The organism is Pseudomonas sp. Pseu.R1, assembly GCF_045764065.1.
GTDB lineage: Bacteria > Pseudomonadota > Gammaproteobacteria > Pseudomonadales > Pseudomonadaceae > Aquipseudomonas.
Genome location: NZ_JBJGEE020000001.1, coordinates 1,666,065 through 1,676,883 on the forward strand (window position 1 = coordinate 1,666,065; position 10,819 = coordinate 1,676,883).

General features: G+C 60.2%; 8 protein-coding genes. All 8 read left to right on the forward strand.

Features of this window, described 5'->3' with window-relative positions; genetic code table 11:
* The 8 genes from ACI5GA_RS07815 (at position 1) to ACI5GA_RS07850 (ending at position 10,515) form a co-directional block, all read left to right on the forward strand.
* Positions 1 to 1,077, forward strand: a complete 1,077-nt coding sequence (locus ACI5GA_RS07815; protein WP_404631508.1) for an ABC transporter substrate-binding protein — start codon at positions 1 to 3, stop codon at positions 1,075 to 1,077.
* 168 nt (positions 1,078 to 1,245) lie between these two features.
* On the forward strand, positions 1,246 to 2,052 hold the full coding sequence (locus ACI5GA_RS07820) for an alkaline phosphatase family protein (protein ID WP_404631510.1): 807 nt from the start codon (positions 1,246 to 1,248) through the stop codon (positions 2,050 to 2,052).
* Positions 2,049 to 2,891, forward strand: a complete 843-nt coding sequence (locus ACI5GA_RS07825; RefSeq protein ID WP_421422438.1) for an ABC transporter permease — start codon at positions 2,049 to 2,051, stop codon at positions 2,889 to 2,891. The genes ACI5GA_RS07820 and ACI5GA_RS07825 overlap by 4 nt, the downstream gene beginning before the upstream one ends.
* A complete protein-coding gene (locus tag ACI5GA_RS07830) occupies positions 2,878 to 3,675 on the forward strand; it encodes an ABC transporter permease (protein ID WP_404631514.1) in 798 nt (265 codons plus the stop codon). Before ACI5GA_RS07825 ends, ACI5GA_RS07830 begins: the two co-directional genes overlap by 14 nt.
* Position 3,676: 1 nt before the next feature.
* Positions 3,677 to 4,666, forward strand: a complete 990-nt coding sequence (locus ACI5GA_RS07835) for an ABC transporter ATP-binding protein (protein WP_404631516.1) — start codon at positions 3,677 to 3,679, stop codon at positions 4,664 to 4,666.
* Positions 4,667 to 4,840: 174 nt separating this feature from the next.
* Positions 4,841 to 5,494: an HAD family hydrolase gene (locus ACI5GA_RS07840; protein ID WP_404631518.1), complete on the forward strand. Its 654-nt coding sequence runs from the start codon at positions 4,841 to 4,843 to the stop codon at positions 5,492 to 5,494.
* Between the two features lie 136 nt (positions 5,495 to 5,630).
* Complete coding sequence (locus ACI5GA_RS07845) at positions 5,631 to 10,160, forward strand: hypothetical protein (protein WP_421422439.1); 4,530 nt, start codon at positions 5,631 to 5,633, stop codon at positions 10,158 to 10,160.
* Between the two features lie 169 nt (positions 10,161 to 10,329).
* On the forward strand, positions 10,330 to 10,515 hold the full coding sequence (locus ACI5GA_RS07850; RefSeq protein ID WP_404631524.1) for a hypothetical protein: 186 nt from the start codon (positions 10,330 to 10,332) through the stop codon (positions 10,513 to 10,515).
* Positions 10,516 to 10,819 lie beyond the last annotated feature (304 nt).

Below are 10,819 nucleotides of genomic sequence, written 5' to 3' on the forward strand. Positions count from 1 at the left end.
ATGAAACACCTTTTGCTGGCATCACTCCTGGGTTCGGCCATCGCGCTGAGCACATCGGCCATGGCCGCAGACACTGACCTCAAGACCCTCGAAGCCGCGGCCAAAGCCGAAGGCGCAATCAACAGCGTGGGCATGCCCGATGACTGGGCGAACTGGAAAGGCACCTGGACCGACCTGACCGCCAAATACGGTTTGGTGCACATGGACACCGACATGAGTTCGGCTCAGGAAGTGGCCAAATTCGATGCGGAAAAAGACAACGCCAGCGCCGACATCGGTGACGTGGGCGCGGCCTTCGGCCCGATCGCCGTGTCCAAAGGGGTGACCCAACCTTACAAACCGACCACCTGGGACAAAGTGCCAGACTGGGCCAAGGACAAAGACGGCCACTGGGCACTGGCCTACACCGGCACCATTGCCTTCATCGTCAACAAGAAGCTGCTGCACGGATCCGACGTACCGAAATCCTGGGCGGATCTGAAAACCGGTAAATACAAAGTCACCATCGGTGACGTAAGCACCGCCGCGCAAGCCGCCAACGGCGTACTGGCCGCCGCCATCGCCATGAAAGGCGACGAAACCAACATCGCACCGGGCCTGCAATTCTTCGCAGACCTGGCCAAGCAGAAGCGTCTGGGCATCAACAACCCGACCATCCAGACCATGGAAAAAGGCGAAGTGGAAGTCGGCATCGTCTGGGACTTCAACGGCCTGAGCTACAAGGCCAAGATGGCCAACCCGGATGACTACGTGGTGCTGATTCCGTCCGATGGCTCGGTCAAATCGGGCTACACCACCATCATCAACAAATACGCCAAGCACCCGAACGCGGCCAAGCTGACCCGCGAATACATCTTCAGCGACGCAGGTCAGATCAACCTGGCCAAAGGCAACGCTCGTCCGATCCGTGCGGAAACCGACCTGAAGCTGCCCGCCGACATCGCGAAGAACCTGATTCCGACCGAGGAATACGTCAAGGCCAACCCACAGCCGATCAAAAACGCCGACGCCTGGGAAAAAACCTCGAAAGCCCTGCCTCAGCAGTGGAACGAACAGGTGATTGTCGAGATGCAGTAAGCGATTCGCCGATGCTTCAGGGATGACGCATGACGGATTGTGTGGAAGCCGGCTTGCTGGCGAATACGGTGGGTCAATCACCATTGATGTGTCAGACATACCGCATTCGCCAGAGCCGGCTCCCACAATTTTCACCGCTCACACCCATTTGCTCCCCCCGGAGAAGCCATGAAACACAACGTCATCCTGATCCTGCTGGACGGCCTGAGCTACAGCGTGGCGCAGCATGCGATGGGGCATCTGCTGGCTTACCGGAACGCGGGCCGGGCCGCCTTGTACAAGCTGGAATGCGAGCTGCCTGCGCTGTCTCGCCCTTTGTATGAATGCATCCTGACGGGCGTTGCGCCCATCGACAGCGGCATCGTGCACAACCACGTCTCGCGCCTGTCCAACCAGCGCAGCGTGTTCCACTACGCCGCAACCGCAGGATTGAAGACCGCCGCCGCGGCCTATCACTGGGTCAGCGAGCTGTACAACCGCAGCCCGTTCATCGCGTCCCGTGACCGACACACCGACGACGTTGACCTGCCGATCCAGCACGGTCATTTCTACTACGTCGATCACTACCCTGATTCCCACCTGTTCGACGATGCCGAGCATCTGCGAACGGCGCATCAACCGAACTTCCTGTTCATCCACCCGATGAACATCGACGACGCAGGCCACAAACACGGCCTGGACACCCCGCAATACCGCAACAGCGCACGCTCGGCGGACATCATCCTGGCCGAGTACCTGCAACGCTGGCTCGATGCCGGTTATCAAGTGCTGGTGACCGCCGACCATGGCATGAACAACGATCGCTCCCACAACGGCATCCTGCCGGAAGAGCGCGAAGTGCCGCTGTTCGTGATTGGCGACGCCTTCAGCCTCGACCCCGGCGCACGGCCCAAACAAACCGAGATGTGCGGCACCGTCTGCGAACTGCTCGGCGTGCCCCACGACAAACCTTTTTGCGCAGAGGTGCTCAAGTGAATTCACAGCCTCGCGGCAAATGGCTGGGGCTTTTGTGCCTGCTGCCCTTCGCCCTGTTCTTCATCGCGTTTCAGATCGCGCCGCTGGCGTGGGTCGCCATCAACAGCCTGCATTCGGACGCAGGCTGGGGGCTGGACAACTTCATCAAGGCGTTCAACTCACGCTTCTATCGTCAAGCGATGCAGTTCAGTCTGGAGATCAGTTTCTGGTCGAGCCTGATCGGCATTGTCATCGCCATTCTCGGCAGCTATTCACTGCGCAAAGTGCCGTCGAAGCTTCGGGATTTCGTCAGCGCCTTCGCCAACATGACCAGCAACTTTTCCGGCGTGCCGCTGGCCTTCGCCTTCATCATTCTGCTGGGCTTCAACGGCGCGCTGACGCTGATCCTGAAACAGGCCGGGATCATCGATGACTTCAACCTGTACTCGAAGACCGGCCTGATCATTCTCTACACCTACTTCCAGATCCCCCTCGGCGTGTTGCTGCTCTACCCGGCCTTCGACGCCCTGCGCGATGATTGGCGCGAATCGGCCTCGCTGCTCGGCGCCAGCACCTGGGATTTCTGGCGGCACATCGGCATTCCGGTGCTGACCCCGGCCCTGCTGGGCACCTTCGTGATTCTGCTGGCCAACGCCCTCGGCGCCTACGCCACGGTCTACGCCCTGACCACCGGCAACTTCAACGTGCTGCCGATCCGCATCGCGGCGATGGTGGCCGGTGATATTTCCCTCGATCCGAACATGGCCAGCGCACTGGCGATGATTCTGGTGGGCATGATGACCCTGGTGACCCTCGTCCATCAGTGGTTGTTGAAGAGGAGCTACCATGTCTCGCGCTGAACGCGGCCCGGCCGGGCTCTATCACCGTCTGGTGGTGTACATCCTGTTTCTGATTCTGCTGGCACCGCTGCTGGGCACCTTCATCTATTCGATCGCCACCAGTTGGTCGGCGTCGATTTTGCCCGCAGGCTTCACCTACAAATGGTATCTGGCGCTGTGGAGTGACCCGCGTTTCCTGATCGCCTTCGGCCAGTCGCTGCTGGTGTGCGTCGGCGCGCTGATTCTGTCGGTGGTGTTGATACTGCCGCTGCTGTTCGTGGTGCACTACCACTTCCCGAAACTCGACGCGCTGATGAACATCTTGATCCTGCTGCCCTTCGCGGTGCCGCCGGTGGTGTCGTCGGTGGGCCTCTTGCAGCTCTATGGTTCGGGACCGCTGGCGATGGTCGGCACACCGTGGATTCTCATCGGTTGCTACTTCACCGTGGCCTTGCCGTTCATGTACCGGGCGATCACCAACAACCTGCAGGCGATCAACCTGGTGGACCTGATGGACGCCGCACAACTGCTCGGCGCCAACACCTTTCAGGCAGCGTTTCTGGTGGTGCTGCCCAACCTGCGCAAGGGCCTGATGATCGCCTTGCTGCTGTCGTTCTCGTTCCTGTTCGGCGAATTCGTGTTCGCCAACCTGCTGGTGGGCACCCGCTACGAGACGCTGCAGGTGTACCTCAACAACATGCGCAACAGCAGCGGCCACTTCAACAGCGCGCTGGTGATTTCCTATTTTTTCTTCGTGCTGCTGCTGACTTGGGCCGCCAACCGACTGAACAAGGACAAAGACTGACATGAGCTTCGTCACTGTCGAAAACCTGCAAAAGAACTACGCCAGCACCGCGGTCTTCAGCGACATCAACTGCGTGATCAACAAGGGCGAATTCATCACCCTGCTCGGCCCTTCTGGCTGCGGAAAATCAACGCTGCTGCGCTGCATTGCCGGGCTGACGTCGGTTACCAGCGGCAAGATTTTTCTCGACGGCCAGAACATCGTCCCCATGTCGCCACAGAAACGCGGCATCGGCATGGTGTTCCAAAGCTACGCGCTGTTCCCCAACATGAACGTGGAGCAGAACGTTGCGTTTGGCCTGCGCATGCAGAAGGTCAGCACCGATGAAACCAAACAGCGCGTTGCTGAAGTGTTGAAGCTGGTGGAGCTGACGGACTTCGCCAAGCGTTACCCTCATCAAATGTCCGGCGGCCAATGCCAGCGTGTGGCGTTGGCGCGTTCGCTGGTGACCCGCCCTCGCCTGCTGCTGCTCGACGAGCCGCTGTCGGCGCTGGACGCGCGGATTCGCAAACACCTGCGCGAACAGATCCGTGCGATCCAGCAGGAGCTGGGGTTGACCACGATTTTCGTGACCCATGATCAGGAGGAAGCACTGACCATGTCCGACCGCATCTTCCTGATGAACCAGGGCCGGATCGTGCAGAGCGGCGACGCCGAAACTCTCTACACCGCACCCGTCGACGCGTTCGCTGCTGGCTTCATCGGCAACTACAACCTGCTGGAGGCGGATGACGCCAGCCGTCTGATGCAACGTCCGATCAACAGCCGCGTGGCGATTCGTCCGGAAGCCATTCAACTGAGCCTCACCGGCTCGCTGGAAGGTGAAGTGCGCGGGCACAGTTTGCTGGGCAACGTGATCCGTTATCGCGTTGAAGCACGAGGCGTGGAACTGGTGGTCGACGTGCTCAATCGCTCCGCCAGCGACTTGCACCCGAACGGCCAACGGGTCACCCTGAACATCGAACCGTCGGCGCTCTGCGAAGTGGCGTGATTTCGGCAACACTGCACATCTGCCCCTGTCGGAGCGAATTCATTCGCGATTTGGTCGGTACATACGAAACATTTTTATCGTCTGTACCGACGCCATCGCGAATGAATTCGCTCCCACAGGGTCCAGCGCCTGCCTATGGATGTGCGCACGTACTGAATTGAGAGGATTTACACCATGGCATTAGCCATTTTCGACCTGGACGAAACCCTGATTCACGGCGACTGCGCCAGCCTGTGGAGCGAGCAGATGGGCCGGTTGGGCTGGGTCGACCCGGAGTGGTTCATGAACAAGGACCGCGAACTCATGGCCGCCTACAGCCGTGGCGAACTGGCCATGGAAGACTACATGGCCTTCAGCCTGGAGCCGATGATTGGCCGCACGCCTGAAGAAGTCGAGTTCCTCGTCGGCCCGTGGGTCGAGGACTACATCGAACCGATCATCTTCAGCGACGCCACCAAAACCATCGCCGAACACCGCGCCAACGGCGACCGCATTCTGATCATCTCCGCCTCCGGCGTGCACCTCGTTCAAGCCATCGCCGAGCGGATCGGCGTCGATGAAGTGCTGGCCATTGATCTGGAGGTGGTTCACGGCGTCTACAGTGGCAAGACCCAAGGCGTGCTGACCTACCGCGAAGGCAAGATCACCCGTTTGCTGGAGTGGCTGGATCAGGAAGGCGAAAACCTCGAAGGCGCGAGTTTTTATTCCGATTCGCGCAATGATCTTCCGTTGTTGCAAAAGGTGGATTTTCCCCATGTGGTCAATCCGGATCCGGTGTTGAAGGAGGCGGCAGAAAAGGCGGGGTGGCCGATTCATAGCTGGCGCTAGTCAAGCCTCGACAGCGGGTTGGTCACCCTGTTCAGTCAGAACAGCGGCAGCTTTTACTGTCATTTCTGACAGTAGGCAAACATTCCATCTCGGCGCTCAATTGAGTCTTGGGTTCATTCGACAGGAGTCAAGCGCCATGCCCACCCTCACGCCCCCCGGCAACCTGAAGCAATTCACCCTCGTCAACCCGCTCAAATCCTTCAGGTCGAGCACCCGGGTGTCCGTTTTACTGGACGACCAGCTCTGCCTGTACAAATCCCTCGCCCGCAAGGAGCTGGACGCAGGGTTTGAGATTGTCTTGAACCCACTCGGACAGGGGATATCCACGTTCGGTCTGTCTCCCCTGGCCCTGATCGATCTTGAAATCCCCGGTGCCACCGGCCCGCTGGATGACGGATCCTGGGGTATCAACGTTGCCGCCGCACAGACCAACTTTCCGTTGCAGGGGCTGCAACTCTACATTCAGCCCTGGTCGAGCATGGCGGTGGGCGACAGCTACAAAATCATGCTCAACGGTACGACGCAGGTCGCTTCGGGAACACTGCTCAAACCCGAGGACGTGGGCGCGCGGGTGGTTGCCTTCGTGCCCAGTGCACGCTTGGTCGACGGCGCACACACACTGTCATACAGCATCACGCGCCTGGGGCAAGCAGCCGAGGCATCGGACGCGCTGAACATTCTGGTCAAGCTCACGCTTCCCGGTGGGGTCGATGAGGACGGCAGCGTGCCAGGCCACTCAGAGCTGACATTCGACCTGCCTGACGACATCATCAACGACGGAGTCGATGCAGCCGCCGCCAAGGCAGGGGTTCCGGTCACCGTTCACCCTTATCCGAACATGAGCGTGGGAGACGATATCAAGGTGTCTTGGGGAGGGCACTTCGTGCATCACGCCCCGGTCACCCAGGCCGAAGTCGGTCAGGACATTGAAATCGTGATCGAGGAGGCCACCATTCTCGCGGCAGGTGATTCCGGCTTCGATGGTTTGGCCGTGACCTTTGAAGTCTACGACCTGGTCCTGAACCGCTCAATGGACTGGGCGGCCGAGAAGCGTGTCGTGGTCGACACCGGCAACGCTCGGCTGGACGCCCCCTTCGTGAAAGAAGCGGCCAACGGCGAGCTGGACCTTGATGCGCTGGGTGCTGAACCTGCAACCCTGCAGATCCCGGTCGCGCTTCCCGATTTCGCAGTGGGCGACAGGCTGGTCGGCAAGCTCACGGGCACCACTGCCGACGGGGATGCCGTGGAGTACGAGACCGACGAGGTTGAAGTCCTGACCCTCAATCATATTTATGAAATCCCAATCCCCAATGCGCTCCTGCGCCGACTTGCCTTGGTGCAGGCCGCCTTTTCCTACACACGTGTCAATGGGAACGGCTCAACGCCGTCGAGAGGCCAGTTCGTCCACATCAAGGGCAGCGGCGTTGGTATGGAGGCCCCCATCGCCAAGGATGCCGCTCAGGGAGCGCTCGATCCTGAACTGGCGAGAACTGCCATCGAAATCCCCTGGGATGACAGCATGGCTGCTGGTGACCAGATTACATTGCGCTGGATCGGCACCCGCGCCGATCTCACGGTTTATGATCCCGCCCTTCCTCCGCACGTCATCACCGGACGTGAAGAAACCAACAAGCTGCCGATCAACATCAACGTCGACGGCACCCATCTCAAAACGCTGGACGGCGGAACCCTGCAGTTGTACTTCGAACTGGCCAAGGATCTGAATGGCAGCATCGTTATCCGGGAGTCTGCCAGAGCGTTCCTGTTGAATGTCGGAACACCCAGAGCCGAATTGCCGATTCCCATTGTGGCCGGGGTCGCTGATGGCGTGATGGACCCCGACCTGCCGGGGACGACATTGACGGTCCCCATCTACCCGAACATGGAGATCGGCGACGAAGTGCACTACCTCTGGAAAGGCAGCAAGACCGATGAGCTGGAAGACTGGATCAAAATCAACTCCTTCACCAAAGACAAAGCGGTTGTCTTTGACATCGACGAGGCGTTCATCGAGGACAACGACGAAGGCACGGTCGCCGCGTCTTACTGGGTGATTCGCACGAGTGGCCGGCGCAGTGACTCGGAGATTCTCAACTTCCAGGTCGGTGCCGGTGCTGTGCCCCTCATGCCGGTTCCCAAAGTGGCAGGCAGCGAAGATGGCGTGCTGGACTTGGCTGAAATCCCGAAGGGTGCGAAGGTGGTGATCGCCGCCTGGACACCGGACATGAATGTCGGCGATCACGTGTACATGACCTGGGAAGACGATCTCGGAAAACCGCCATTCCTGCTCGACAAATCCATCACGGGTGCCAGCAACAACAAGGACGTCGAATTCACCGTGCCTTTGGCCGAGGTCACCAAAAATGTCGGCGGCAATGTACGTGTCACCTATCGCGTAGAGCTTCTGGCTGGGGATGATCGCTCTTCTCTACCATTGACGTTCGACGTGGAAAACGACCTGCCTGTTCAGTTGCCGCCGCCCGCTATTGTGGAAGCCGTTGGCAGCCTGCTCGATCCGGGCAAGGTGCCCAATGGTGCAAATGTCAGCATCCCAGCCGAGGCGCAACTGAAGGCGGGCGATTCGGTCACCCTGACCTGGGCGGGCCAGCCTGGCGACGGCAGCGTGAGTCCAACAAAATCTGTGACGACCGATGGCGAGTTGCTAATCCCCATCCCCTACGTAAACGTCAAAGCCAACGATGGCTTCAGCGTCACACTGAGCTACACCGTCAAGCGTGCCGATCAAAGCGCCGAAGGCCCCTCGCCGTCGAGCACCTACGACATCAAGAGCGCCATCGTCGCAGGCCTGTTGAACGTGATGGGTGCCAGGTTCAGTCGCTCGGGGTATGCGGCATCGGCAAAGCCTCGCAGGATCAGTGCGTTCGACAAAAACACGGGGGCGACGCTGAACGCCGAGTGGCAATACGAGGGCGATACGGGCTGGACGCAAGCCACTAGCTGGAGAGACAGTCGCCCCTGGACGCCTCTGCATATACGCACCCGTGAAGACCATGTGGTGCTCAGCGCCGTGAATATCATTGGCAATGTATGGGCTCATGTGGCGCACCGTGACAGTGGCGACTTGATCGGTTGGGGACTGGCTCCCTATGGGGCGACGATCCCGCCCTCCATCATCACCCTGGACGACATCGTTGAAGTCTGCGGCAGCCGCACCGCCTACGCAGCACGGCGCAAAAATGGCGACGTCGTTGCTTGGGGAGCCGCACCGGAAGGCGGGTATCTAGGCACCAACCCGCTGGACAGCTACGTCGCATTGACCAGCAACGGCTTTGCGATAGCCGGTATCCGGACGGATGGCAAAGTCTACGCCTGGGGCGTGGAGACCGCTGGTGGAACGGTACCCGATGCGGTCAAGGCACACAGTGACATCACTCAGGTGATCGGTGGCGAGCACGCGTTCGCGGCCATTCGTGGCACAGGGCAGGTCGTGGCCTGGGGTAATCCAGCGGAAGGAGGAACTGTGCCGGAAGACGTTGCGACGTTAACGGACATTAAAGAGGTTTCAGGAAACCATGGAGCCTTCGCTGCACTGCGTGCCAACCACCGAGTGGTGGCGTGGGGGGCGGTTGATAGTGGCGGCAGGGTGACCATGGAAGTCGCCGACGCGAGCGTTGCCGAACTGGGCGCCGCTTCTCATTATGCATTTTCGTTGATTACCACGTCCGGGCAAGTGCTGGCATGGGGCAACGCCGACCAGGGAGGAAGGGTGCCTGCGGCCATCAAGTCGCTGACCGACATCGTCGAAGTCAGCGCGACCGATGAAGCCATGGCCGCACGCAGGGCCAGTGGTCATGTTGTCGCCTGGGGCACGGCGGCCAGTGGCGGGGAGGTCCCAGCGGACATCGCCACCCTCGACGACATTGTTCAGGTGGTAAGCACCTGGAAAGCATTCGCCGCGCTGCGTCGTAACGGCACAGTCGTCGCCTGGGGTCACCCAGGGGTTGGGGGGAACACCAGCAGCGTCGTGGCACAACTGATCAACGTGAAAGCCGTCTACGCCAACGACCAGAGTTTCGTGGCGCTGCGCTCCGACGGTGAAATCGTGACGTGGGGTTCCGCCAATGCAGGCGGAGACAGCAGTGCGGCGCAGCCCTATCTGAAAGGGCGTGTTTCCTACGAAACCCGCCTTGCCGTGAGTACACGGGCCTTGAAGGCACAAGCGGTGGCCAGCAAAAAATCCCGCGTGCGCCGCACGGTTTCGTTCAGTTTCGCTGAATGGGCCAAACCGCAGCTTCCCGACGCGCCGGGCGATGTGTTGGACCCTGGTGACGATCCGGAAAAAATGATCAAGGTACACATCCTTCCGGGCGCGCTGAACTATCAGGATCGCGTCAGGTTGTACCTTGAAGACACGCTGTACGACTGGACAGTCGTGGATCGCAATGGACCCGGCACCGGAATCGATTTCGAGGTCCCAGCCGGCGAGTTCATGGTCGGAGCAGGTGGCCAAGTGCGCGTCTGGTACGGCGTCATCCCCGTGGGCGAAAACGATGAGCAACCTTCCGCCGACCTGTTGCTGACGATCAGTGGCGGCTTTGAAGACGACGTCACGCTGGACCTCACCGCGCACGACTACCTGTTTGCGGAGGCGAAAGCCCCAGCGCAGACTCCGCCGGGGTCGGCACCTATTGGACCTATGACCTGAGCGGCACAGACCCTAACCAGAATGCCAGCGCATCGGACGGCAGCCTGGCAATGCAGGCGGCAGGTATCTCTCGAACAGCGGGACATCGGCAGCGTCCCGGCACGTGAAGCCAGCACCGCCCGGCCGACAAGGCCGGGCGGTCACTTCTATGTTCGTATATGAGGTCAGGATGACCGTGGATACCTGCTCAATCATCAGGTTGTTCGCCGTGGTGTGGCTGCTCGACAGCCTGAACGCAACGGCCAGCCCCACCGGGCCGGAAATCGCGCAACTGATCAACAATCGCTACCCGAGCACAGCCTCCACCTCTGCCGCCAGCAAACCTGCCTGGCAATGCAATGGCGTGCTGATCTGATGACAGCGCGGCCTACTACTGTAACGGCGCCCTGTTTCGCTCCAATCTCGCGACTTCTCAGTTTCACGCCTGGGAACCCAGCCCGGGGTCCATCGCCAATAATGGTATGTCATTTTCCTACGCGCGCCGGGAAGGCGCTCGCTCGATCCTTATTCGGACGAGGCTGCAAGCACGACCTCTGATTGAACGGCCATCCCCCCTGGGTACCCGCCGACCAGCGGTCGCAAAACCTGTCATTTCTGACAGTAGGCAAAACGGCCCACCCAGCGCCCAATATCAGGACGATTCAGCGAAACCGCAACGC

What these genes read in the sequence shown, in the direction of transcription:
- ACI5GA_RS07850 (WP_404631524.1), top strand. Translation starts at nt 10,330, where the DNA reads ATGACCGTGGATACCTGCTCAATCATCAGGTTGTTCGCCGTGGTGTGG.
- ACI5GA_RS07835 (WP_404631516.1), top strand. Translation starts at nt 3,677, where the DNA reads ATGAGCTTCGTCACTGTCGAAAACCTGCAAAAGAACTACGCCAGCACC.
- ACI5GA_RS07830 (WP_404631514.1), top strand. Translation starts at nt 2,878, where the DNA reads ATGTCTCGCGCTGAACGCGGCCCGGCCGGGCTCTATCACCGTCTGGTG.
- ACI5GA_RS07840 (WP_404631518.1), top strand. Translation starts at nt 4,841, where the DNA reads ATGGCATTAGCCATTTTCGACCTGGACGAAACCCTGATTCACGGCGAC.
- ACI5GA_RS07815 (WP_404631508.1), top strand. Translation starts at nt 1, where the DNA reads ATGAAACACCTTTTGCTGGCATCACTCCTGGGTTCGGCCATCGCGCTG.
- ACI5GA_RS07845 (WP_421422439.1), top strand. Translation starts at nt 5,631, where the DNA reads ATGCCCACCCTCACGCCCCCCGGCAACCTGAAGCAATTCACCCTCGTC.
- ACI5GA_RS07820 (WP_404631510.1), top strand. Translation starts at nt 1,246, where the DNA reads ATGAAACACAACGTCATCCTGATCCTGCTGGACGGCCTGAGCTACAGC.